Origin of the sequence: Paractinoplanes rishiriensis, from assembly GCF_016862375.1 — a bacterium.
Taxonomy (GTDB): Bacteria; Actinomycetota; Actinomycetes; order Mycobacteriales; family Micromonosporaceae; genus Actinoplanes; species Actinoplanes rishiriensis.
On record NZ_BOMV01000028.1, the window covers coordinates 1 to 21,839 of the forward strand.

Genomic DNA, 21,839 nt, shown 5'->3' on the forward strand with positions numbered 1-21,839 from the left:
AGCTGCAGACCTGCAGCCTCGATCAAAATGCGGCTCCGGAGCCGGAAGCCACGACGGCAGCCCCGGAACCGGAAGTGCCGGCGGCGCCGGTGGTCAACGACGCTCCGGCCGGTTCCCCGGTCGCGGTCAACGGCAAGCTCAGCGTCTGCGGCGTCAACCTGTGCAACGAGGCCGGCACCGAGATCCAGCTGCGCGGCATGAGCAGCCACGGCCTGCAGTTCTTCCCCAACTGCGTGAACACCGACTCGCTGGAGGCGCTGCGCAACGACTGGAAGGCCGACTTCGTCCGGTTGTCCATGTATGTGCAGGAGGGTGGCCTGGAGACCGACCCGGTGGGCTTCACCGCCAAGGTGAACGGCCTGGTCGACGACGCCACCGCGCTGGGCCTCTACGTGATCGTCGACTTCCACATCCTCACGCCGGGTGACCCGCTGTTCAACCTCGACCGGGCCAAGACGTTCTTCGAGGACGTGAGCACGGAGCACGCCGACAAGGACAACGTGATCTACGAGATCGCCAACGAACCCAACAACACCAGCTGGGACAACATCAAGTCGTACGCCGACCAGGTGATCCCGGTGATCCGGGGCAACGTGCCGGACAGCGTGGTGCTGGTCGGTACCCGCGGCTTCTCCTCGCTGGGCCTGAGCGACGGCTCCGACGAGCGGGAGGTCATCGAGGACCCGGTCGACTTCGAGAACATCATGTACACGTTCCACTTCTACGCGGCCTCGCACGGCGCGGACCGGCGTGCGGTGGTGCAGCGGGCGGCGGCCAGCCTGCCGCTGTTCGTCTCCGAGTTCGGCACCCAGACGTTCACCGGGGACGGCAACAACGACCTGGCCAGCGCCACCGCGTGGCTCGATCTGCTGAAGAGTCTCAAGATCGGGTACGCGATGTGGAGCTTCTCCGACGGCCGGGAGACCAACTCGGCGTTCAAGCAGGGCACCTGCGCGGGCACCGACTACGCCGGCAACGGCGTGCTCACCGAGTCGGGTGCGTTCATCCGGGACCGGATCCTCTCCGGTTCGTCCAGCTGACCATGCGTGGGCGGCAAGCGCGGCATGATTGACCGGTGTCTCCCCGGCGGCGGCTCCTGCTGATCTGTGTCGGCGTCGCGCTTGCCGGCCTGCTGACGGTGCTCGGCCTGCGGCTGGTCGCGGGCGGCGGCGACTCGGGCGTCCGCCCCGACCAGGCGCGGCCGGGCACCGTTCTGCTGGTGCCCGGCTACGGCGGCAGCCGCGCCGCCCTCACCACCCTGGCCGGCCGCCTCGAGGCGGCCGGCCGCACCGCGAAGGTGCTGACCCTGCCCGGCGACGGCACCGGCGAGCTGGAGATCCAGGCCGACATGCTGGACGAGGCGGTCCGCGCCGAACTGTCCGGGGGAGCCGCCTCGGTGGACATCGTCGGCTACTCGGCCGGCGGCGTGGTGACCCGGCTGTGGGTCGACCGGCACGACGGCGCCGAAGTGGCCCGCCGGATCGTCTCGCTGGGCTCGCCGCTGCACGGCACCCGGATCGCCGGTGTCGGCGCGGCCCTCGCCCCCGGCTCGTGCCCGGCGGCCTGCCGCGACCTGGCCCCCGGCAGCACCCTGCTGGACGACCTCGACGACGAGCCGCTGCCCGACGACCTGCCCTGGCTGTCGATCTGGACCGAGAACGACGAGACCGTGCAGCCCCCCGACTCGGCCCGGCTGGACGGCGCGGTCAACCTGTCGCTGCAGAGCCTGTGCCCGGCGGCCCGGGTCTCGCACAGCGAGCTGCCCACCAACCCGGCGGTGACCGCGCTGGTGCTGACGGCGCTCGGCACCGAGCCGCTCACCGAGCCGGCGAGCTGCCCGTCGGCCTAGTTGGCGATGTCCTTGGTGAGGAAGTTGGCCCAGGCGGCGCCCAGCAGCACCACCAGATAGACCAGTTGGATGCCGGCGCCGCGTTCGATGTCGCGCCACAGCACCGGGTCGCGGAAGAAGTCGATCCAGGCCAGCCAGTACCGGGTCGGCAGGTAGGGCCGGATCGCCGCGGCCGCCTCCAGCGTCACCAGCACCTGGCTGGTCACCAGCACCGCGAGCGCGCCCATCGCGGCGCCCAGCGCCGAGTCGGTCACGGTGGACAGGAACAGCGCGATCGCGGCCACCCCGAGCATCGAGACGACGATGTACGCGACCGTGCCGAGCAGCCGCAGCACCAGGCCGAACGGGCTGATCGTCACCCCGGACAGCGAGGTCACGTCGGGTGGCAACACCACGCCGGCCGAGGACGCCTGCACGCCGAACAGGGCCAGCCCGGTCAGGTAGGACGTCACCAGCACCGCGCCGATCGCGAACAGCACGAACACGATAAGCGAGATCAGCTTGGCGACCAGCAGCCGGGTGCGTCCCACCGGCCGGATCAGCAGGTAGCGCAGGGTGCCGGAGGTCGCCTCGCCGGCCACCGCGTCACCGGCCAGCACGGCCACCGACACCGGCAGGAAGATCGGCAGCACCAGCGCCATCGCGGCGGCCGGATAGAGCGCGCCGTTGCTCAGCACCGCGGACAGGAACACGCCACCCTGTCCCGGCGGCGGCGGGATCCGGGTGGTGGCCAGGAAGACGGCCACGATGAAGGGCAAGGCACAGAGCAAACCCGCGATCACGTACGTGCGGCGGCGGCGGAACATCTTGGCCAGTTCGACCCGGATCATCGGCTCGCCTCCACCCGGTCGGAGCTGCCGGTGGTCGCCTCGAGCACCACCTGTTCGAGGGTGCGCCGCTCGGCACCGATCGCGTCAACCGTGATCCCGGCGGCGACCAGTTCGGCGTTCAGCGCCCCCGCGTCGGTGTGCCGGACGGTCAGCGTCTCGCCGTCGCGCACCTCCACCCGCCCGTCCAGCAGGGCGACGACCTTGTCCGGGTCGGGTGTGCCGACCACCACCCGGCCGGTCGGCGCCCGCAGCGTGGCCAGGTCGTCCTGGAGCACGAGCCGGCCGCGGTCCATCACGCCGACCCGGTCGCACAACGCGTCGATCTCGGCCAGCAGGTGGCTGGAGAGGAAGACCGTGGTGCCCTCGCCGTTCAGCTCGGTGAGCAGGTCGCGCACCTCGCGGATGCCGCGCGGGTCGAGCCCGTTGGTGGGCTCGTCCAGGATCAGCAGGCGCGGCCGGCGCAGCAGGGCGCCGGCCAGCCCGAGCCGCTGCCGCATGCCGAGGGAGTATGCGCGGACCGGCCGCTTGTCGATCCCGGCCAGCCCGACCCGTTCGAGGGCCTCGTCGACCCGGTGGCGCCGGTCGCGCCGCGCCGACCCGCCGGCCGCGTCGAACAGCGCCAGGTTGGTGCGCCCGGACAGATGTGGGTAGGCCCCCGGGCCCTCGACCATCGCGCCGATCGACGGCAGCACGTCGTGCACCTGCCTGGGTACCGGCCGGCCGAGCACCTCGATCTCGCCCCGGGTCGCGAAGACCAGCCCCAGCAGCATCCGGACCAGCGTGGTCTTGCCCGACCCGTTCGGACCGAGCAGCCCGTACCGGTCGCCCTCGCGCACGTCGAGCGCCACGCTGTCGACCGCCACGATCCCGCCGTACCGCTTGGTCAGATCTTTGGTTTTGATCATGGAACGGTCCTCGCGAGATCGGCGGCCGCGCGCTGGAGCACGACCGGCTGCACGAACCCCGCCGCCAGGTAGGTGCGCTCGCCGGTCTGGACCACCAGCACGGTGAGAAGTCCGGTGGCGATCAGCGCGGCGGCTCCCGCGGGCACCTCCACCGCGGTGCCGAACGCGGCCACCCGCTGATAGGCCTGGCCGCCGATCCGGCGGGGCAGGGCGGTGACCACGAACGAGGTGAGCCCGGTGCCGTAGGCGGCCGCCGCGGTCAGCCCCGGCACCCCCTCGCGGCGCGCGTGACCGCCCAGGTCAGCCGGCAGAGCCACGGGACGGCGGCGGTTGATGAGGCCGAGGATGTCCGGTGCCTCGGTGACGTGGAAACCGATCTCCGGGTTGCGCACCGGCGGCACCAGCACGGCCGGATCGGGCGCCGTGAAGTGCACCTCGAGGAACCGGGTGACGAACACCGGCCGGGTGCCGCCCCGGGCCGTGACCTCGGCCTGCAGCGGCAGCCCGGTGTCCGGATCGGCCCACATGTCGACGTGCGCCACCGTGGTGTCGGCGCTGCCCGGCACCAGGCGCAGGCCGGCCGCCGCGACGCCCGCGACCCGCTTGGCCGCCAGTGGCTCGACCCGGTCGCCGGCGGCCAGCCCGAGCACCCGGCGCACCAGCTCGGGCGGGGTCAGGTCGGACGCCCGGGGGAGCCGGATCGGCTGGTCGCCCTCGATGCCGGTGAGGTGGTTGTCGCCGAAGTCCCAGATGTATTGGGCACCCGGTGTCTGGTAGATGTCGCGCTCGGTGCCCGGCCCCAGCACGTCGACCCGCCAGCGGTCGGCGGCGGCATACCAGGACCGCATCTCGGTGGTCCCGCTGGCCAGCGCGGTCACCTCGGACAGGTTGGGCAGGGCGGGCAGCCCGAGCAGTCCGGTGCTCTGCGCGTACCCGGAATGGGGTTGATCTGTTGATGTGATCATGCGCTCCCGCAGCGCCGCGACATCCACCGCCGCGGCCCGCACCGGCCAGACGTCGAGCACGACCGGGATGGCCGCCAGCACCGCGAACACCCCGAGCACGGCGAACCATCGGCGCAGCTCATGCGCCGAGACGACGGTCCGACGGGCAACCATAGGCCAGCAAAGGTACTCCGGTTGGCGGTGGTACCAAGCCTGCGCTAACGTCGATCGTGTTAATCGATTAACACGGGAGTCGGCCGATGAAGTCGCACGCCACGCTCAAGACCGTCGCCGAGGCCGCGGGGGTGTCGACGGCCGCGGTGTCGTACGCGTTCAACCGCCCGGACCGGCTGTCGGCCCAGGCGCGCGAACACATCCTGGCGGTGGCGGACGCGCTGGGCTACGCCGGCCCGGACGCGACGGCGCGCTCGCTGCGCACCCGGCGGGCCGGCGCCATCGGTGCGGTCTTCACGGTCGGCCTGCCCTACGCCTTCCGGGATCCGTACATGACCGAGATGCTGGCCGGGCTGACCGAGATCACCGAGGAGACCCGGACCGGGCTGACGCTGATCCCGTACGAGTCCACCGACGTGACGGCGGTGCAGCGCGCGGTGATCGACGGCGCCGTGGCGGACGGGCTCGGCGACGATCATCCGGCGGTCCGGGCGCTGGCGGCTCGCAAGATCCCGCTGGTGCAGTCGTCGGCCACCGCCGCCGGCCGGTGCGTGGTGATCGACGACCGGGAGGGCGGCCGGCGGATCGGGCGCCATCTGGCCGGGCTGGGACACACCGAGGTGGTCGTGGTGGTGGCCTACCCGACGACGCCGGGGCAGGTGGTGCCCGAGGTCGACGAGGCCAAGTTGTATCCCTACTCGCGGCTGCGGCTGGAGGGAATCCGGGAGGCCGTCGGTGCGGTCCGGGTGGTGAGCGCGGGCCGCAACGCCGAGGAATCGGGCCGGGTCGCCGCCCTGGCCGCTCTCGCCGGCACGCCCCGGCCGACCGCGATCGCCGCGGACAGCGACGTGCTCGCGGCCGGCGTGCTGTCGGTGGTCGGCCGCGACCTCGCGGTGACCGGTTTTGACGACGCTCCCTTCGCCGCCGCGGCCGGTCTCACCACGATCCGCCAGCCGATCCGCGAGAAGGGCCGCCTGATGGGCCGCATGCTGCTCGATCCCACCTTCACGGCCGAGCGCGTCGAACTGCCCACCTCCCTGATCGTCCGGGCCAGCAGCGCGCCGGCCGGCACGCCCGCGCCGGACGAGTGGGGCGTCGACCGGCTCGACCTGGACGCGTACCTGCTCAGGGTTGGCATCACCGGCCCGCTGCGGGCCGACGAGGACACGCTCACCGCCCTGCACCGTGCGCACATCGCCGCCATCCCGTTCGAAAACCTCGACGTCATCCTGGGCCGCGGCATCTCCGTCGACCTCGACGACGTGCAGGCCAAACTGGTCACCCGGCACCGCGGCGGCTACTGCTACGAGCACGGCATCCTGTTCGCCGCGGTGCTGGAGCGGGCCGGCTTCCGGGTGGACCGCCTGCTGGCCCGCACCGGCGACCCGGCCGAGCATCCCCGCCCGCGCTCGCACCTGGTGCTGCGGGTCCGCGCCGGCGACCGGGACTGGCTGGCCGACGTGGGCTTCGGCTCCGGCCTGCTCACCCCGCTGCCGCTGGCCGCCACCGGCCCGCAGCGGCAGGGCGCCTGGCAGTACGAACTCGTCCCCGGCCGGGACGGTGCCTGGCGGCTGCGCGAACACGACGGCACCGGCTGGCGGACCATCCAGACCTTCACCACCGAGCCGCAGCACCTGGTCGACATCGAGGTCGCCAACGAGAACACCAGCACCAGCCCGGGATCGCCGTTCACCCAGCGCCCGATCGTGGTCCGCAAGGACGAGACCGCGGTGCGGCGGCTGCTCGGCCGCGAGTACACGCTGGACCGGCCGGGCCAACCCGCCATCACCCGGACGGTGGGTGACGACCTGGGCGAATGCCTGGCCGGCCTAGGTTTGGTGCTCACCGCTGAGGAGGTGGCAGCGCTTTGCGGCTGGCAGTGATCGTGGCCAGAGTCCGCCAGGACCGCCTGGCCCCCTACGGCGGCATCTCCGGCAGACTGCGCGCGGTGGAGCAGCTTCGTGCGACGCCGAGCTCGATGAGGCACCGCCTGCCGATCGCGGCCGCAACCGGCTTGCGAAGGGTTGCCAGCGCGGCCGCCTTGACCAGGGCGATCGCCCGGGCGCGCGCCACCGTCGCCGGGTCGGCGCCGCCGTAGCCGTCGAACATCGCCGGCATGGCCGCGGCGGGCAGCAGCAGGTGCGCGAAACCGAGGTCCACCGCCGGGTCGCCGCTCGCGATGTCCGACCAGTCGATGATGCCGCCGAACGCGCCGCCCCGCGAGATCACGTTGAACGGGTGCAGATCGGCGTGGATCCAGACCCGCGGGCCGTCGTCGGGCACCGCCGTGGCGGCAAGCCACAGCGCGGCCGCCGCGTCCCGGTCCACGTGTCCGTCCAGCCGGTCGAGGGCCTGGCGCAACGTGGGTTCCCGCGCGGTCAGCCCGACGCTCTGCTCGCTGTTCCACGGCGCGTCCGCGGGCGCCGGCTGGTGGATCTCGGCCAGCGCCCGGCCCAGTGCCGGCGCCGCCGCAGCGTCCAGCGGCCGGTCCGCGGCCAGCTCGCCGGGCAGCCACGACGTCACCGCCCAGCACCACGGGAAGCCCGCGCCCGGCCGGCCCACGGCGACGATCCGCTGAGTGGGGAAGGACCAGCGCTGCGCCAGCCGACCCATCCACCGGATCTCGGCCTGCAACGAGCCGACCGATCCGTGGTGTCTCGGCAACCGGACCGCGAGGTCGGCGCCGAGCCGGAACACCGCCATGTCGGCACCCTCGAAAGGCGCGGCGATGTCCCGGCCGGCCCACTCGGGAAACTGCTCGGCGAGCAACGCCCGCACGAGGTCCGGGTCGGGTGTCGGCATGGCCGCCACGCTACTTCCGTCCGGTAGAAACATCACATGCGCATGCTCCACCTCGGGCTCCGGGTTACCGACCTGGACCGTTCGCTGGCCTTCTACCGGGCCGTCGGCTACCAGGTGCTGGGCACCGTCCCGGACACGCCGTTCGGCAGCCTGACGATGCTCAAGCTCCCCGGCGACCCCTTTGTCAGCCTCGAACTGGTGCACAGGCCGGGCCGCGAGATCGACATCAGCGCCATCAATCACCTGGTCATCCAGGTCGACGCGATGGCGGGGGCGACGGCCGCGCTGACCGCCGCCGGCCTCGAGGTGGAGGACGTCAACGTGCACGACGCGGACACCGGCTTCAGCACCGCGTGGCTCACCGACCCGGACGGCTACCGCATCGAGCTGGTGCAGTGGCCGGCTGGCCACCCGGCGGGCATGACCGAAGCCGACTTCAAGCCGGAGTGACGGCGGCGAGCCAAATTGGGTGTCGCCGCCGGCCGCCGCCCGCTACACAGGACGGATGAGTAAGACGAAACTGCCCGGCGGCAACACCACCGGGGCCGTGCTGATCGGCGATGTCGTCCACAAGCGGGCCCGGTCGTGGACGCCGACGGTGCACGCGTTGCTGCAGCATCTCGAGGGTGCCGGCTTCGACGCCGCGCCGCGTGCGCTGGGCTTCGACGACGAGGGCCGGGAGATGCTCACCTTCCTGCCGGGCGAGACGATCGGCGAGCGCCACCCGTGGCCCGACTGGGTCTGGGCCGACTCGCTGCTGACCCAGGTGGGCCGATGGCTGCGCCGTGTCCATGACCTGACAGCCGGCTTCACGCCACCGGCGGACGAGCGGTGGTTCCTCGGTGCCACCAAGCAACCCGGCCAGATCATCGGCCACCAGGACGCCGCACCGTACAACGCGGTGGTCGACGGCGACCGGCTGGTCGGCTTCTGCGACTGGGACATCGCCGGCCCGTCGACCCGCGAGTGGGACCTGGCGTTCGCGATCCTGCCCTGGGTGCCGCTGGCGTCCCCCCGCCCCGGTGAGCCGGCGGCCGACCCGCGCGAACGGGCCCGCCGCTTCCACCTGCTGCTGGACGCGTACGGCTATGAGGACGACCGGCACACCTTCGCCACGGTCATCCCGCAGCGGGCCCGGCGGCAGGCGGAGGCCATCCGCGCGATGGCCGCGGCCGGCGACCCGGCGGCGCGGGCGCTGCTGCCGATCGCCGCCCTGCTCGACCAATCCGCCACCGACGTCGACGCCCTGCCGGAGAGCTTCTGGAGTCCGGGATCATGGCAACTCGACCGGTAGCCCTGATCACCGGGGTCGGCCGCACGGTCGGCATCGGAGCCGGTATCGCCGGCCGGCTGGCGGCCTCCGGCTGGGACATCGCCTTCACCTTCTGGACACCGTACGACCAACGCATGAGCTGGGGCGTCGAAGCCGGCGCCGCGGACGCCATCGCCGCGGAACTCACCGCGCGAGGCGCGGCCGTGGCCGCCATCGAGGCGGACCTCACCGACGTCACGGCGCCCGCGACGATCTACGACCGGGCCGAGGGCCGGCTCGGCCCGGTCACCGCCCTGGTGATGTGCCACTGCGAGTCGACCGACTCCGGGCTGCTCGACACCACCGTCGACAGTTTCGACCGGCACTTCGCGGTCAACGCCCGGGCCACCTGGCTGCTGATCCGCGAGCATGGGCTGCGCTTCCGCGGCGCCCGGGGCGACGGCCGCATCATCGCCCTGACCAGCGACCACACCGTCGGCAACCTGCCCTACGGCGCCAGCAAGGGAGCGCTCGACCGGATCACGCTGGCCGCGGCCCACGAACTGGCCCACCTCGGCATCAGCGCGAATGTGATCAACCCCGGCCCGATCGACACCGGCTGGATGACCGGCACGATCCGCGCCGACGGCATCCGGGCCACACCGCTCGGCCGGCTCGGCACCCCGCAGGACACCGCGAACCTGGTCGACTTCCTGTGTTCGCCGCAGGGCGAGTGGATCAACGGCCAGCTGCTGTTCAGCAACGGCGGGTTCGCCTGACGGTGCCGCCGGGGGAGGGGTGCGCCCGGCTGTCACGATGATCGTGTGGACCTGAAGGTAAAGGCACTGATTCCCACCCTGGCGCTCCTGGCGTGTCTGTTGGCGGGCTCGGTGCTGGTGGACATGGTGCGCGACGTGGTCTACCGGACGACCTGGTCTCCGGCGGTGGCGATCGTCGACGACGTCTACGAGAACGAGGCCGGCCGGCAGTACCGGCTGTCCTACCTGTGGAAGGGGGAGGCGCGGGGGGCGTGGACGGAGCGCGATGCCGGCGATCCGCAGCTCGGTGACCGGGTCGACATCCTCATCGACGACGACGACCCCGGCAACGTGGCGATGCGCGGCTGGGCGTGGGACAACCGCTTCAGCTACCTGGCGCGGTTCGGGGCGGCCGCTCTGGTCGCCGCGGGCGCTTTCCTGGTAGCACGTCATTTGTGGCGTAAGTCGGAACCCTCCCGGGCCATCCTGCGTCCGCGCGGAAATCCCGGCCCCCGCCATCCGCGGGCCCGCAAGAAGAACCGTCGTCGCGGGTAACCCAACCGGCAGGTATCCACGCTCATCAGTAGAGTCAGGTGCTGTGAACCGACTGACCATCTCCTCGGCAGCCTGCGCTGTTGCCCTTGCGCTCCTGGCCGGCTGCTCCTCGGACCAGCCCGCCGCCACCGGCACGGCGGCGCCCACGGCGTCCACCGCACCGAGCTCCGCTCCCGTCAGCGAGCCCGCGCCATCCGCTTCGGCCGCCCCGCAGGGCAAAGGCGCCGCGCTGTGCCAGGAGGTGGCCGCGGCCAAAGCGGCACTGAACGAGGAACTGAAGGGGGTCGTTTCGCCCGACGGCACGGTGCCCCCGGCGGAGTCCAAGAAGGTGATGACGGCCCTGTCCGCCAAGCTGACCGAACTGGCCGCCGCCGGCGAAGGCGACCTGGCCAAGGCGCTGAAGGGCCTGGCGGTCGAGGCGTCCAAGGCGGCTGCCGCCGCCGACCCGATGCGTTCGGCGCTGAGCACCTCGTTCGACGCCGCGGGCCAGAAGGTCGACGCCGCGTGCGCCAAGGCATGATCGGCTTCAGACCGCGAACAGCTGGGCGGGGTCCTGGAACGCTTTGAACTCCAGGGCGTTACCGGAGGGGTCCAGGAAGAACATCGTCCACTGCTCGCCCGGCTCGCCCTGGAACCGCACGTAGGGCGCGATGACGAACTCGGTGCCGGCATCGGTCAGCCGCTGGGCGAGCTGCCGAAAGCGCTCGACACTGAGCACGAGGCCGAAATGCGGCACCGGCACCTCGTGACCGTCGACCGGGTTGGTGCCGGCGACGGCGTTGACGTGGTTGTCAACCTGATGCGTGACAACCTGGTGGCCCTCGACGTTCCAGTCGGTCCAGCGCTCGGCGGAGCGCCCGCGACCAAAGCCGAGAACCTCCCCGTAGAACGCACGAGCGGCCTCGATGTCGTGGACGGGCACGGCGAGGTGAAAGGGCGGCAGTTGAGCTGAAGTCATGCGGAAAACGTACTGCGCGTCGCGGGCTTCGAGGACGTCAAGCTGCCGGCACCGTGTCCGCGAGGCCGGCCCGGAACTGCTGTGGCGTCGTACCCCGGACTCTTTTGAAAGCGACCGTCAGCGCGAACGCATTGGCATAGCCCACCTGCCGTGCGATCGCGGCGAGCGTGGCCTCGGAATTGCGCAGGGACTCGGCAGCGAGATCGAGACGCCAGTGGGTCAAATAGGTCATCGGTGGCTGGCCGACCAGTTCGGTGAAACGGCGGGCGAACGCGGCCCGGGACACCCCGGTGGCGGCCGCCAGCTCGGCGACCGTCCATGGTTTCGCCGGGTCCTCGTGGAGGATTCGCAGGGCGCGGCCGACGCAGGGGTCGCCATGCGCGCGGTACCAGCCGGGCGGGTCGCCGGCCGGACGGGCGAACCAGGCGCGTAGCGTGGCGATCAGCGCGAGGTCGAGCAGGCGGTCGAGGACGACCTGCTGGCCCGGCCCGTCGCGGCCCACCTCGACATGCAGCAGATCCATGATCGGTGATCTGATTCGGTCGCGCGGGACGTGGACGACGGTGGGCAGCGTGGCGAGCAGGCGGCCGCTCACGAAGCTGGAGACGTCGTAGACGCCGCTGGCGAGAATCGTGGAGCCGGCGCTCGGTTCGGCGCCGAAGCCGATCGCGCTGGTGGTGGCGGCGAGCTTCGTGGCGGCGGTGATGTCGGTGCCGTCCGCCGTGATCAGCCGGTTGCCGGGATGAACGAAAACAGTCGGGCGGGTGCCCGGGTGATCGGCCACCGTATATGGCGCCGGACCCTGCACGATCGCCACGTCGCCGGCCTCGACCAGGGTCGGCTCGCCGCCGTCGGGCACCACCCACGCGTGGCCGTGCAGCGGCGCGGCGAGGCCGAGCGCCGCCTCGTCGCAGATGCGTAACGCCCACGGCGGGTCGAGAACGGCCTGGCAGAACGCGGCGGTCCGGGCCCGTACGCCATCCAGAATGTCACCCAGCGGGTCCATGCCGCCGAAGCGTAGACGCTCAGACATGCGAACGAGGGCTGTGAACATGGAGTGTCTCACCAACTGCCATTTCACTGGGTAAATCAAAAACTTCCAGGAGGCAGAGATGTACGCGATCACCGGAGTCACCGGCCACGTCGGCTCAGCGGCGGCCCGCACCCTGCGCGCCGCGAACCAGCCGATCCGTACCGTTGCCCGCGACCCCTCGAAGGGTGACGTGGTCGCGGACTTCGCCGATACGTCCGCGCTGACAAAGGCGTTCGACGGCTGCGACGGCGCCTTCGTGCTGCTGCCCACGGTGCCGCCGTTCACCGAGGCGGCCCACCACGAGCTGTCCGCGTCCATCGCCGACGCCGTGCGGGCGAGCAGCCTCCGGCACGTCGTCCTGCTGTCGTCGTGGGGCGCCGACCTGCCCGCGGGCACCGGCCCGGTGCGCTGGCTCTACCACCTGGAAAATCTGCTGCGCGACACCGGCGCGACGGTGACCGCGATCCGTGCCCCGCACTTCCAGGAGAAGGTAGAGACCGTGCTGGAGGCGGCGACCGGTGCCGGCGTCTACCCGGTCTTCGGTGACTCGGCCGACGTCCCGGTGCCGATGGTGGCAACCCGCGACATCGGCGAGGCCGTCGCGAACGCCCTGGTCAGCCCGCCGGCGGCCAGCGAGATCGTGGTCCTGGAGGCGCCGTCGTACACCGAGCGGCAGGTTGCCGACGCGCTCGGCGAGCAACTCGGCAGGCCGCTGAGCGTGGTCACGATTCCCCGGCCCGGCTGGCTGGGCGCGTTGACGGCGGCGGCCGTACCGGAGCAACTGGCCGAGGAACTGGTGGCTCTCTACGCGGCAGACGCCGACGGGCGCCTGTTGCCGCGCGGCGACCGGCGGGTCCGCTGCACCACCGGGATCACCGCGACGCTGCGGGAGGTGACCGGCTGAGTCTTGTCGTACCCCTCTGCCATCCTCACCGCCATGACCGAGCAACGGGTAGCGGTGGTGACCGGTGCGAGCCGGGGAGTGGGCAAGGGGATCGCGGTGGCGCTCGGCGCGGCCGGTCACGTGGTGTATGTGACCGGCCGTTCGACCGGCGACCGGGTGACGTTCCCGACGGTGGGCGGCACGGTCGAGGAGACTGCCCGGGCGGTGACCACGGCCGGCGGCACCGGCGTGGCGGTGGTCTGCGACCACACCGACGACGAGCAGACCGCCGCACTGTTCGCACGCGTGCGGGCCGAGCAGGGCGGTTTGGACCTGCTGGTCAACAATGTCTGGGGCGGCTACGCCGCCTACCACGAGGACCGCCACGAAGAAATGCAAGGCCCGTTCTGGGAGCAGCCGTTACGGGTGTGGGACGACATGTTCACGTCGGGGGTCCGGGCACACTATGCGGCCACCGTGCTCGCCGTGCCGGTGCTCCGGCCCGGTGCGCTTGTCGTGACGGTGTCGTTCTTCCCCGGCAGCTATCTCAACGGCGACGACCAGGTCGCGTACAGCGTGGCCAAGGCAGCCGACGACCGGATGGTCGCGGTGACCGCCGCCCAGCTGGCCGCGCGCGAGGTCACCGCGGTCGCGCTCTATCCCGGCCTGGTACGCACCGAGAGCGTGCTGCGGGCAGCGGAGTTCTTTGACCTGTCCAACTCGGAATCGCCCGAGTTCGCCGGCCGCGCGGTCGCCGCCCTCGCGGCAGATCCCGACGCACGGCGCCACACCGGCCGCTGCCTGGTCGCGGCCGAGCTGGCCGAGGAGTACGGCTTCACCGATGTCGACGGCTCCCGCCCGTCGTCGATCCGACCGCACTTTGCCAAGCCCGTTCCATAGCGATGCAGCGGTGATGCAGGTTCGATGAAGGGGCACAGGGAAACTTCCCCATGCCTAAAACTTCAAGATCCACCTGGCGTCGACGATTGGCGGCGCCGCTGGCCGCGGCCTGCGTGGCGGTGGTCACCGCGGTGCTCGGGGTGGTGCACGCGCAGCCAGCCGCAGCGGCGGTCGGTGACGTCCACTGGTTCCTCTCCAACGACCGGGGCAACCTCGGACCGTGGGACGTGTACCAGCACCTCAGGCGGCCTGACGGCACGTTCGCCAGCCGGGTCAGGGTCACCGCTCAGGCCGGTGTGGTCCAGGGCAACAACTACAGCCTCAGCGCGGTCAAGCTCCTCGGCCGGATGCACCTGTTCATGTCGGCCGACACGCTGGGATGCGTCACATGCCCTCGCAACGGCGCCCTGCACTACTCCATGCAGAACGCCGACGGCACGTGGCCCGCGTGGACCACCATCCTCGCCCAGACGGGGAATATCATTCCCCACGTCGTCGCCGCGGCCGTCGGTGCCGAGTTGCACGTGGTCGTCACGGGGCCCCCGCGCGGGGAGAACACCGTCACGCTCCTGCACTCGGTCAGGGACTTCGCCACCGGGCAGTGGCGGCCGTTCCAGGAATTCGCCTCCTTCGCCTCCCACGCGAACTCCCCGAGACTGATGGCAGCGGCCGGCACCTCGAGCGGTCTCCTGCACGTGGTCGTGAACGGGTCACCCGCGAGCGGGCCCGAGCGCATGCTCCACACCGTCCGATCGCCGAACGGCACGTGGAGCACCATGGCCAACATCCTCGGAGAGACCGGCCGGCCTTGGACGGCAACGGACAACCCGCCGTACGGACCGAGAAAGCTGGTCGCCGCTGCGGTCGGCAGCGAGATCCACCTCCTCTACGAGAACTTCGGCGTAATCTTCCACACGATCCGCGGCACCAACGGCAGCTGGCTGCCCTTCGGCAACATGAGCACCGTCACCGGCCTAGCGCGTAACGACCTCGAGAAGCTGAGCGCGACCGCCCTGGGCCTCAACGGCGACCTCCTGGTCGCCGGCGTTCACGGGCCCGCCAACGACCTCCGCTACACGATCCGGCGCGCGAACGGCAGCTGGGACGCGTGGACCTCCAACCCCTTGGCACCCACCTCCATCGACGACATCGGCAAGCTGGTTGTCGCCAGCGGGTAACCCGTCCGCACCGTGGGGCCCGCCGTGCCACACGGCGGGCCTCATCGTCGATCGGCCCTCCCTCCGCCAGGCAGCAGCGGACGGACCTGCTCGCCGCTGGCGGCGTTGTCCAGCACCACCAGAGCCCGTACGCGGACGAGCCGGTCGCGGTACAGAGCGATCCGGGCCGCGAGATCATGCGGCAGACGCAGGAACCCATCTAGCACGGCGGCCGGGTCGGCCGGCGGCTCGCCGGGATCGGAGTGCAAGCCGCGAAGGTTGACGAACAGCACCCGATCGACGGCCTTCTCCCGCGTCATCAGGTGCCCGGCGTGCACAGCCAATTGGGGTCTTGCCGGCGCCTGCCATCCCCTCGATGGCAGAGATCAGCACCGCCCCGCCGGCCTCCCCGGCACGGCGGAGAGCGCCGCGGAGCTGGTCCAGCTCGCCGGTACGGCCGGTGAACTCGGACATGTCCGCCGGCAACGTGTCGCGGACCCGGACCTGGGACGCCGCCTCGGTCTCCCCGGCGATCACCCGTAGCGTCTGGCGCCACAGCCCACGTATCCGGTGTCGAGGTGCAACGCCTGGACGATCGCCACGACCAAGTCGACGTTGAGTCTTCGCCGGCGGGAATTGAAGCAGTCCGCGACCGTGGCTCGGTTGGTCAGTTCGCCGGCCGGTCGGCCCGCTGAGGCCCACGCCGCGTTGACCCGCTTCGTGATCTCCTGACAGGAGGGATCACCGGCCCAGATCTTCAACCGGAGTCGCCGGACCAAATGACAACGGCATCGTCCTGCCCCAGGGTGCACTGAACTCGGCGCGTCCGCCCTGAAGGTACTCAGGCGCAGGTGAGTACGGCGGCTCACGCGGCGTTCGGTGGCTCGTTCCTAGGTTGATGTCCATGACTTCGACCATCGAACTTGAGCGACTTGTCCGACCGTCTGATCTGCACGGGCGCCAAGGTCGCCACAGCCGCCCCGGACGCCACCGTGGCTGGCTGGTCACTCTGACCGTCGCGGTCGCGTTCGCCGCTATCACCGCGGTGACCACGGCCGTCGTCGCCTGAACCTGGGGAGCCGGGTTACCAGGGCCATTGCGCCAGCAGGCTCTCCGCCGATTCTCCCGGCCAGATTACGAACAGGCTGTCGGCGGAGTCGTCGAACACCAGCTGCGGCCCGCCGCTCACCGCCAGCGCACCGGCCGCGGCCAGGACCGCCGCGGTGTTCGGCTTGCGGAACGATATCGCCTCGATGAGGGCCTCCGGCTCGACCCCGTCATCGCCCTCGACCTGCCCGGCCACGGTGAACCGGACTTCGCCCAGATCGAGACGGGCCGTGCCGTAGCAGGCATGCGGATCCGGGCATTCCGCCAACGGCTCCGTCGTACCGTCACTGACGATTTTGAACCATGCTGTTCCGTGGCAGCCCGCCGCTCGGAGGGCGGCAAGAACATCCCGCGCCGACAACAACGGCAGCGGGTCCGGAATCTGCTCGGGCACCCCGCGCGAGAATTCCGCCGACGCGGCCCAAACGAGCACCTCGGCGCCGGTCGGCCCGGACAGCGGGACAACGTGCATCCACCAGCTCACGACTCGGCATGGTGCCACAGGTGACGGCCGCTCACTCACCTGACCGGCGTCGCCGGGTCGGTCGCCAGCGTCGCACCGGCGGCCGTGCGGTGGCGGGCCAGCCACGGTGCGAAATCCGCCGCCGGCATCGGCTTGCCGAGGTAGAAGCCCTGGATGACGTCGCACCCGAGCGAGTCGAGGGTGGTCCAGGTGTCGAGATCCTCGATGCCCTCGGCCACCACCTGGAGGTGGAAACCGTGGCCGAGTTCCAGCAGGGCGCGGACGATGGTGCCGTCGGTGTCGTCGGAGCCCATCCGGGTGACGAAGGTCCGGTCCAGCTTCACCTCGTGGACGGGCAGTTTCTGCAGGAGCGAGATCGACGAGTATCCGGTGCCGAAGTCGTCGATGGAGAGCCGGATTCCCAGTGCGCCGAGTTCGCGGACCACCGCGGTGGCGCGGGCGGGATTGCTGATCATCGCGCTTTCGGTCAGCTCCAGGGTGAGCATCTCCGACGGCACGGCGTACCGGGCGAGCGATTCCGATACGGCGGCGGGGAACTCGTCGTTCTGAAGGCAGTCGACGCCGACGTTCACCGACATCGGCAGCCGCTCGCCGGCGTCCAGCCAGGTGCGGCACTGGGCCAGGGCGTTGTTAAGCACCCAGTAGGTCAGCGGTTCGATCAGCCCGTTCTCCTCCGCGGTCGAGATGAAGTCGGCGGGGCCGAGCAGGCCGCGCTGGGGGTGCCGCCAGCGCACCAGGGCCTCGACGCCGCAGATCTCGCCGCTGTGGGCGTTGGCCTGAGGCTGGTAGTGCAGGACCAGCTCGTCGCGCTCGATGGCTTTCCGCAGCTCGCCGATCAGGGTGAGCTGGGCGGTGTTGTGCCGGTCGAGGCCGGCCTCGTAGACGATGACGCCGTGCCGGCCGCGCTTGGCGGCGTACATGGCGACGTCGGCGTGCTGGAGCAACTGGTCGGGGGTGGCCCCGTGGTGCGGGTACACCGCGACCCCGATGCTGGCGCCGACCTCCAGGCGCATGCCCTCCATGTCGACGGGCGAGCAGAGCGCGTCGTGGATCCGGGTCGCGATCGCCGTCGCGTTGGCGACCCCGTCGATCCCGGGCAGCAGGATGGCGAACTCGTCACCGCCGAGGCGCGCCACCAGGTCGACCTCGCGGCTGGCCGTCCGGAGCCGGTCGGCCACCTGGCGGAGCAGCAGGTCGCCGACGTGATGGCCGAGGGTGTCGTTGACCTCCTTGAACTTGTTGAGGTCGATGAGCAGCAGCCCGATCGGAGCGGCGGAGCGGTCGGTGCTCAGGATGGCCCGTTCGGTCTGCTCCGTGAACAGGGTGCGGTTGCCCAGCCCGGTGAGGCCGTCGTGCAGGGCGTCGTGGTGGCTCTGTGCGGCCTGCCGCCGGATCCGGCGCTGGTTTTCCAGCAGGATGAGGGAGCAGAGCCCGAGCAGCACCACGTCGATGGTGAACGCGATCCCGGTGAGGGTGCGCAGCTTCCGGTTGGACTGGTCGGCTTCGAGCAGGTACTGGGTGGTCTGGTTGCGCTTGCCCGCCACGACCTGGGAGATCTGCTTCTGCAGCGACGACGCGGCGAACGCACCGAGGTCGGCCTGCAACGCCGCGCTCGCCAGGTCCCCGCGCTCGCCGAGTGCCACGACCTCGCGGACCGCGGCCGTGTACGTCACATACGTCTGCCGGATCCGCCGGGCGGCCTCGATGTCCGCGGCGTCGCCCCGGTTCTGCAGCCATTCCAGGTCGTCGTCCGCTCCACCCACGGCGGACGCGAGCGGGTTGCGTGACTCCGGGCTCCCGCCCCGCACGAAGGAGTCGAGGGCGTCCTCCTCAATTCTGGTTTTCTGCTGGATCCGGCCCCATCGGTCACCGATCTCGTTCATCTCGCCGATCCGATCGGCGGCCCGCTGGTTGGCGACCGTGCTCCACAGGGCGAGCCCGGCGAGGGCCATCAGGCCGAGGGCCAGCCCCGCCAGGGCCAGTCGGGCCATCGCCCTGGACGCCAGTTTCGTGGTCCGCATCATCACCCCCCGATCGGCGCCGGGCAACGACGCAACGCGAGATCCCCTACGAATCAGCCGGCCGGGCTCAGCGGTTTGGTGTGCTTCGCAAGATCGGCGGTCAGCTCGTCGATCCGCGGCTTGAACCAGGCGGCCTTCTCGTTGTCGGACTGCTGGCGCTTGATGATCTCCGGCAGGTTCTTCGTGGTGATCACCAGACTCGGTGTCTGAACCCAGCCCTGCGGCAGCGCGATGCCGTCCTGCGCGTGCCGGACCTGCAACCACCCCGCCATGGCGCCGGACAGGTAGTGCTCGGGCGAGGCGATGGCGACGAGTTCGCCGTCCTGCAGGGCGGTGACGGTCTTGGGGTTCAGGTCGAAGCCGGCGCCCAGCCATTTGGCCTTCGTCTCGGTGTGCACCGCCGCGATGCTGGGCCCGTCCGTGCTGCCGGTGCCGATCAGCGCCAGCGCCCCGGGCGTGGCGGCGGCCAGCCGCTTCCAGGCCGCCTGGTTGGCCGCCGGATCGGTCTGGGTGTCGAACGGCCCGGCCACCTTCACACCGGGCAGCTTCGCGGCGAATCGGTCGCGAATGCCCTGCAGGCGCTGTTCCATGACCGGCAGACCCGGGCGCGTCGAACCCACCACCACCATTCCGGTGCTGCCGGCCGGCAGGCGTCCGATGAGTTCGTCGGCAAGCCGCTCGCCGAGCTGGTGGTTGTCGTTGCCGACGAACGTCTTGACGCCGGAGGTCGCCGCCGGCCTGATGTCCACCGCGATTACCGGGAATCCGCCCTGTACCGCCGCCGCCAGATCCCGTGCGATCAGCTCGGTGTCGGATGCCTGGATGGCGACGCCGCCTTTGGCGCTGTTCATCATCTGCTTGAAGATTTCGACCTGCTTGGGCGGATCGGCTTGTGGCGGCCCGGACACCACCGCCTCGGCGCCGAGCAGACCGGCGGTGTAGGTGAAGCCCGCGCCAAGTTCCTTACCGGCGCTGAGCTGGGAACTGGACAGCACGAGGGCCACCTTCGGCCGCTGGACTGACGGGGTCTCCGCGGGCTTCTCGCCGCCGCAACCGGACAGGAGAGCACCGGCGACCAACACCGACGCGATGCGCCTTGAACGTCTTACCATCGCGCTACCTCCCCTTTTAAAGAACGGTAGTGATGCTATTCGCCAGCCAATTTGGCCAGGCGCGTTTCGGCAATCTTGGATGCCGGCACGGGCGGATCGGGCAGGCCGGCGCGTGACTCCGGTTCGTAGGATGGGCGCATGCGTGCCGTGGTGGTCACTGCGCTGGGTGGGCCGGACTCCCTTGAGATCGTCGAGCGGCCCGACCCCGTGCCCGGCCGCGGCGAGGTGCTCCTGCGCGTCCGGGCGGTGTGCGTCCATCCCGCCGACATCGCCGCCCGGATCGGTCAGATCCCGGGTGGACCGGTCGCGCCGCCGTTCCTGCTCGGCTGGGACATCGCCGGTGACGTGGTGGCGCTCGGCGCGGGCGTGACCGGCATCGGTGTCGGCGACGCGGTGGTCGGGATGATCCCGTGGTACCTCACCCGCGGAGCTGTCGGCGGATACGCCGAGCTGGTGGCGGCCGACGCCGAGTGGCTGGTGCCGGTGCCGGCGGGCCTCGATCCCGTCGTCGCCGCCACCGTGCCGCTCAACGCGCTCACCGCGCACCGGGCCCTCGACCTGATGGCGCTGGCCGAGCCCAGCACGGTCCTGGTGACCGGCGCGAGCGGTGCGGTGGGCGGGTTCGCGGCCCAACTGGCGGTGCAGGCCGGACACACCGTGCACGCGTCGGCCACCCACGACGACGAGGACTGGGTGGCCGGCCTGGGCGTGCACAGCGTGATTCCTCGTTCGGCCGGCCTGGTCCCGGCACCGGCGGTGCTGGACGCGGTGCCGGTGGGTGGTCCGGCGGGCGAGGCGGTCACCGCGGGTGGAGTCTTGGTGAGTACGCGACCGACCCCGCCCGTCGATCCCGCCCGTCGCGTGCGTCAGGAGGTGGTGCTGGTACGCCTCGACCGGCCGGCGCTACGCCACCTCGTCGAGGCCGTCGCGAACGGCCAACTCCGCACCCGGGTGGCCGCGACGTTCCCACTGGCGGACGCGGCCGAGGCCCACCGCCGGTTCGAGGCCGGCCACCTCCGCGGCAAGATAGTCCTGCTCCCGTAGCCGGAGGACCGCATGATCCACGACCAGTCGGCCCTGTCCCACCTCGACAATCTCGGGAAACGGGCCGTGATCCTGGCTCGCCGCCGGGCCGAGGAAAGCCAGAGCGAGGGGATCGCGCCGGAGCACCTGCTGCTTGCCCTGCTCGCGCTGCGGAAAGGGCTGGCGGCCCGGACGGTGGCCAACCTTTCCGGCTCGCCCGACCAGGTGACGGAGGTCCGCGGACGCCGTCCCTCGCCGTCGCACCTACCGTTCACGGCAGCCACTGAGGAGGGCCTGGTCCGGGCCGCCGAGCAGGCGCGGCAGTGGGGCGACGACCACATCGGCACCGAGCACATGTTGCTGGGGCTGCTCGCCGCCACGGACAACGCCGCCGTGCGCCGGCTGCGCGAGGCGGGCGTCACCTATCAGGCCGCCAGCGCCGAGATCATCCGGCTGCGCGCGGCCTGAGCCGTCCATTCACCGCTGGGCGTTGAGGAAACCCACCACGGTGGCGGTCCACCAGCCGGCCTGGGAGACAGTGGCGACGAGGACCGCGGTCAGCATGAGTTTGGCCGGCGGCTGCCGGCCGTCGAGGGCCAGCAACCGCCGCTGCACCACGGCCGCGCCGAGACCGTTGATGGCCACGGCCAGCACCGCCAGCAGCTTGAGGACCGTCCACGGTGATCCGGTGTCCGGGCCGAGCAGCATCCCGCTCAGGGTCAGGCCGCCGAGGCCCAGCCAGATCGGCACGTGCACCACCTGCGCCACCCGGACGAGCGTGAACAGGTCGTGGTGCCGGAGGATCCACATCAGGCCGGACCAGTCCAGGGTCAGCACCGCGCCGAAGCCCAGCACCAGCGAGGCCAGGTGCACGAAGAGCGCGATGCGGTGGACGCCGTCGCTCGTCCGCAGGTGCGGCGCGGTCAGCAACACCACCGTCCAGCCGGCCAGGATCGCCAGGACCGGCACGTACGCTGGTCGCCGGCGTCGGAGGCGATGTGCACCGACCCGGGTCGGGTTCGTGACGGTCACGACAACCTCCGGCATTCATGGGAGCGCTCCCATGATTGCAGAACATCAATGTCCTGCATA

25 protein-coding genes are annotated in these 21,839 nt (G+C 71.3%); 14 read left to right on the forward strand and 11 right to left on the reverse strand.

Annotated features, from left to right (window positions below):
* On the forward strand, positions 1-1,040 hold a 1,040-nt coding region (locus tag Ari01nite_RS14160; protein ID WP_203781684.1), incomplete at its 5' end, for a glycoside hydrolase family 5 protein.
* A 35-nt stretch (positions 1,041-1,075) separates the two neighbouring features.
* Entirely contained in the window at positions 1,076-1,849 is a 774-nt protein-coding gene (locus tag Ari01nite_RS14165) for an esterase/lipase family protein (RefSeq protein WP_239162742.1), read from the forward strand.
* Here Ari01nite_RS14165 and Ari01nite_RS14170 read toward each other — a convergent pair.
* The 3 genes from Ari01nite_RS14170 to Ari01nite_RS14180 are packed head-to-tail and all read right to left on the reverse strand — an operon-like array spanning position 1,846 to position 4,702.
* Entirely contained in the window at positions 1,846-2,679 is an 834-nt protein-coding gene (locus Ari01nite_RS14170; RefSeq protein WP_203781685.1) for an ABC transporter permease, read from the reverse strand. The genes Ari01nite_RS14165 and Ari01nite_RS14170 overlap by 4 nt on opposite strands.
* Complete coding sequence (locus Ari01nite_RS14175; protein ID WP_203781686.1) at positions 2,676-3,584, reverse strand: ABC transporter ATP-binding protein; 909 nt, start codon at positions 3,582-3,584, stop codon at positions 2,676-2,678. The genes Ari01nite_RS14170 and Ari01nite_RS14175 overlap by 4 nt, the downstream gene beginning before the upstream one ends.
* Positions 3,581-4,702 (reverse strand): LolA-like protein, encoded by a 1,122-nt coding sequence (locus Ari01nite_RS14180; RefSeq protein ID WP_203781687.1) that lies wholly within the window; start codon positions 4,700-4,702, stop codon positions 3,581-3,583. Before Ari01nite_RS14180 ends, Ari01nite_RS14175 begins: the two co-directional genes overlap by 4 nt.
* 86 nt (positions 4,703-4,788) lie before the next feature.
* Here Ari01nite_RS14180 and Ari01nite_RS14185 point away from each other — a divergent pair, with 86 nt between their 5' ends.
* Positions 4,789-6,585, forward strand: coding sequence for an arylamine N-acetyltransferase (locus tag Ari01nite_RS14185; RefSeq protein WP_203781688.1), 1,797 nt, complete (start codon positions 4,789-4,791; stop codon positions 6,583-6,585).
* 34 nt (positions 6,586-6,619) lie between these two features.
* Here the strand turns inward: Ari01nite_RS14185 and Ari01nite_RS14190 are convergent, their stop codons facing one another.
* Positions 6,620-7,504, reverse strand: a complete 885-nt coding sequence (locus tag Ari01nite_RS14190; RefSeq protein ID WP_203781689.1) for a phosphotransferase — start codon at positions 7,502-7,504, stop codon at positions 6,620-6,622.
* Between the two features lie 36 nt (positions 7,505-7,540).
* Here Ari01nite_RS14190 and Ari01nite_RS14195 point away from each other — a divergent pair, with 36 nt between their 5' ends.
* The 5 genes from Ari01nite_RS14195 to Ari01nite_RS14215 are packed head-to-tail and all read left to right on the forward strand — an operon-like array spanning position 7,541 to position 10,589.
* Positions 7,541-7,954 (forward strand): VOC family protein, encoded by a 414-nt coding sequence (locus Ari01nite_RS14195; RefSeq protein WP_203781690.1) that lies wholly within the window; start codon positions 7,541-7,543, stop codon positions 7,952-7,954.
* A 55-nt stretch (positions 7,955-8,009) separates the two neighbouring features.
* Positions 8,010-8,798 carry a phosphotransferase gene (locus Ari01nite_RS14200; RefSeq protein WP_203781691.1) on the forward strand — a complete coding sequence of 263 codons (789 nt, stop codon included), beginning with the start codon at positions 8,010-8,012 and terminating at the stop codon, positions 8,796-8,798.
* On the forward strand, positions 8,780-9,535 hold the full coding sequence (locus Ari01nite_RS14205; RefSeq protein ID WP_203781692.1) for an SDR family oxidoreductase: 756 nt from the start codon (positions 8,780-8,782) through the stop codon (positions 9,533-9,535). Before Ari01nite_RS14200 ends, Ari01nite_RS14205 begins: the two co-directional genes overlap by 19 nt.
* A gap of 45 nt (positions 9,536-9,580) precedes the next feature.
* Positions 9,581-10,069, forward strand: a complete 489-nt coding sequence (locus Ari01nite_RS14210; RefSeq protein ID WP_203781693.1) for a hypothetical protein — start codon at positions 9,581-9,583, stop codon at positions 10,067-10,069.
* Between the two features lie 43 nt (positions 10,070-10,112).
* Positions 10,113-10,589, forward strand: a complete 477-nt coding sequence (locus Ari01nite_RS14215; protein WP_203781694.1) for a hypothetical protein — start codon at positions 10,113-10,115, stop codon at positions 10,587-10,589.
* Positions 10,590-10,595: 6 nt separating this feature from the next.
* Here the strand turns inward: Ari01nite_RS14215 and Ari01nite_RS14220 are convergent, their stop codons facing one another.
* Positions 10,596-11,027: a VOC family protein gene (locus Ari01nite_RS14220; protein WP_203781695.1), complete on the reverse strand. Its 432-nt coding sequence runs from the start codon at positions 11,025-11,027 to the stop codon at positions 10,596-10,598.
* Positions 11,028-11,064: 37 nt separating this feature from the next.
* Positions 11,065-12,033, reverse strand: a complete 969-nt coding sequence (locus Ari01nite_RS14225; protein WP_203781733.1) for an AraC family transcriptional regulator — start codon at positions 12,031-12,033, stop codon at positions 11,065-11,067.
* A gap of 106 nt (positions 12,034-12,139) precedes the next feature.
* On the opposite strand from Ari01nite_RS14225, the gene Ari01nite_RS14230 reads away from it, so the two are divergent.
* The 3 genes from Ari01nite_RS14230 to Ari01nite_RS14240 all read left to right on the forward strand — a co-directional run bounded on the left by Ari01nite_RS14230 (position 12,140) and on the right by Ari01nite_RS14240 (position 15,021).
* Positions 12,140-12,964: an NmrA family NAD(P)-binding protein gene (locus Ari01nite_RS14230; RefSeq protein ID WP_203781696.1), complete on the forward strand. Its 825-nt coding sequence runs from the start codon at positions 12,140-12,142 to the stop codon at positions 12,962-12,964.
* 33 nt (positions 12,965-12,997) lie between these two features.
* A complete protein-coding gene (locus tag Ari01nite_RS14235) occupies positions 12,998-13,843 on the forward strand; it encodes an SDR family NAD(P)-dependent oxidoreductase (protein WP_203781697.1) in 846 nt (281 codons plus the stop codon).
* An 86-nt stretch (positions 13,844-13,929) separates the two neighbouring features.
* Positions 13,930-15,021 (forward strand): hypothetical protein, encoded by a 1,092-nt coding sequence (locus tag Ari01nite_RS14240; protein WP_203781698.1) that lies wholly within the window; start codon positions 13,930-13,932, stop codon positions 15,019-15,021.
* A gap of 41 nt (positions 15,022-15,062) precedes the next feature.
* Here Ari01nite_RS14240 and Ari01nite_RS14245 read toward each other — a convergent pair whose 3' ends face one another.
* Entirely contained in the window at positions 15,063-15,338 is a 276-nt protein-coding gene (locus Ari01nite_RS14245) for a hypothetical protein (RefSeq protein ID WP_203781699.1), read from the reverse strand.
* A gap of 566 nt (positions 15,339-15,904) precedes the next feature.
* Here Ari01nite_RS14245 and Ari01nite_RS14250 point away from each other — a divergent pair.
* Positions 15,905-16,069 (forward strand): hypothetical protein, encoded by a 165-nt coding sequence (locus Ari01nite_RS14250; RefSeq protein ID WP_203781700.1) that lies wholly within the window; start codon positions 15,905-15,907, stop codon positions 16,067-16,069.
* Between the two features lie 15 nt (positions 16,070-16,084).
* Here Ari01nite_RS14250 and Ari01nite_RS14255 read toward each other — a convergent pair whose 3' ends face one another.
* The 3 genes from Ari01nite_RS14255 to Ari01nite_RS14265 all read right to left on the reverse strand — a co-directional run bounded on the left by Ari01nite_RS14255 (position 16,085) and on the right by Ari01nite_RS14265 (position 19,607).
* Entirely contained in the window at positions 16,085-16,591 is a 507-nt protein-coding gene (locus Ari01nite_RS14255) for a hypothetical protein (protein WP_203781701.1), read from the reverse strand.
* 35 nt (positions 16,592-16,626) lie between these two features.
* The gene (locus Ari01nite_RS14260; RefSeq protein WP_203781702.1) at positions 16,627-18,582 is read right to left on the reverse strand and encodes a putative bifunctional diguanylate cyclase/phosphodiesterase; all 1,956 of its coding nucleotides are present in this window, start codon (positions 18,580-18,582) and stop codon (positions 16,627-16,629) included.
* A gap of 83 nt (positions 18,583-18,665) precedes the next feature.
* On the reverse strand, positions 18,666-19,607 hold the full coding sequence (locus tag Ari01nite_RS14265) for a substrate-binding domain-containing protein (protein ID WP_203781703.1): 942 nt from the start codon (positions 19,605-19,607) through the stop codon (positions 18,666-18,668).
* A gap of 255 nt (positions 19,608-19,862) precedes the next feature.
* On the opposite strand from Ari01nite_RS14265, the gene Ari01nite_RS14270 reads away from it, so the two are divergent.
* Positions 19,863-20,768 carry an NADP-dependent oxidoreductase gene (locus tag Ari01nite_RS14270; protein ID WP_203781704.1) on the forward strand — a complete coding sequence of 302 codons (906 nt, stop codon included), beginning with the start codon at positions 19,863-19,865 and terminating at the stop codon, positions 20,766-20,768.
* 12 nt (positions 20,769-20,780) lie between these two features.
* A complete protein-coding gene (locus Ari01nite_RS14275; protein WP_203781705.1) occupies positions 20,781-21,215 on the forward strand; it encodes a Clp protease N-terminal domain-containing protein in 435 nt (144 codons plus the stop codon).
* A 9-nt stretch (positions 21,216-21,224) separates the two neighbouring features.
* Here Ari01nite_RS14275 and Ari01nite_RS14280 read toward each other — a convergent pair whose 3' ends face one another.
* Positions 21,225-21,779, reverse strand: coding sequence for a hypothetical protein (locus Ari01nite_RS14280; RefSeq protein WP_203781706.1), 555 nt, complete (start codon positions 21,777-21,779; stop codon positions 21,225-21,227).
* Between the last annotated feature and the right edge of the window lie 60 nt (positions 21,780-21,839).

What these genes read in the sequence shown, in the direction of transcription:
- Ari01nite_RS14190 (WP_203781689.1), bottom strand. Translation starts at nt 7,504, where the DNA reads ATGCCGACACCCGACCCGGACCTCGTGCGGGCGTTGCTCGCCGAGCAG.
- Ari01nite_RS14195 (WP_203781690.1), top strand. Translation starts at nt 7,541, where the DNA reads ATGCGCATGCTCCACCTCGGGCTCCGGGTTACCGACCTGGACCGTTCG.
- Ari01nite_RS14220 (WP_203781695.1), bottom strand. Translation starts at nt 11,027, where the DNA reads ATGACTTCAGCTCAACTGCCGCCCTTTCACCTCGCCGTGCCCGTCCAC.
- Ari01nite_RS14270 (WP_203781704.1), top strand. Translation starts at nt 19,863, where the DNA reads ATGCGTGCCGTGGTGGTCACTGCGCTGGGTGGGCCGGACTCCCTTGAG.
- Ari01nite_RS14205 (WP_203781692.1), top strand. Translation starts at nt 8,780, where the DNA reads ATGGCAACTCGACCGGTAGCCCTGATCACCGGGGTCGGCCGCACGGTC.
- Ari01nite_RS14260 (WP_203781702.1), bottom strand. Translation starts at nt 18,582, where the DNA reads ATGGCCCGACTGGCCCTGGCGGGGCTGGCCCTCGGCCTGATGGCCCTC.
- Ari01nite_RS14225 (WP_203781733.1), bottom strand. Translation starts at nt 12,033, where the DNA reads ATGGACCCGCTGGGTGACATTCTGGATGGCGTACGGGCCCGGACCGCC.
- Ari01nite_RS14185 (WP_203781688.1), top strand. Translation starts at nt 4,789, where the DNA reads ATGAAGTCGCACGCCACGCTCAAGACCGTCGCCGAGGCCGCGGGGGTG.
- Ari01nite_RS14250 (WP_203781700.1), top strand. Translation starts at nt 15,905, where the DNA reads ATGACTTCGACCATCGAACTTGAGCGACTTGTCCGACCGTCTGATCTG.
- Ari01nite_RS14275 (WP_203781705.1), top strand. Translation starts at nt 20,781, where the DNA reads ATGATCCACGACCAGTCGGCCCTGTCCCACCTCGACAATCTCGGGAAA.
- Ari01nite_RS14200 (WP_203781691.1), top strand. Translation starts at nt 8,010, where the DNA reads ATGAGTAAGACGAAACTGCCCGGCGGCAACACCACCGGGGCCGTGCTG.
- Ari01nite_RS14230 (WP_203781696.1), top strand. Translation starts at nt 12,140, where the DNA reads ATGTACGCGATCACCGGAGTCACCGGCCACGTCGGCTCAGCGGCGGCC.
- Ari01nite_RS14180 (WP_203781687.1), bottom strand. Translation starts at nt 4,702, where the DNA reads ATGGTTGCCCGTCGGACCGTCGTCTCGGCGCATGAGCTGCGCCGATGG.
- Ari01nite_RS14170 (WP_203781685.1), bottom strand. Translation starts at nt 2,679, where the DNA reads ATGATCCGGGTCGAACTGGCCAAGATGTTCCGCCGCCGCCGCACGTAC.
- Ari01nite_RS14175 (WP_203781686.1), bottom strand. Translation starts at nt 3,584, where the DNA reads ATGATCAAAACCAAAGATCTGACCAAGCGGTACGGCGGGATCGTGGCG.
- Ari01nite_RS14235 (WP_203781697.1), top strand. Translation starts at nt 12,998, where the DNA reads ATGACCGAGCAACGGGTAGCGGTGGTGACCGGTGCGAGCCGGGGAGTG.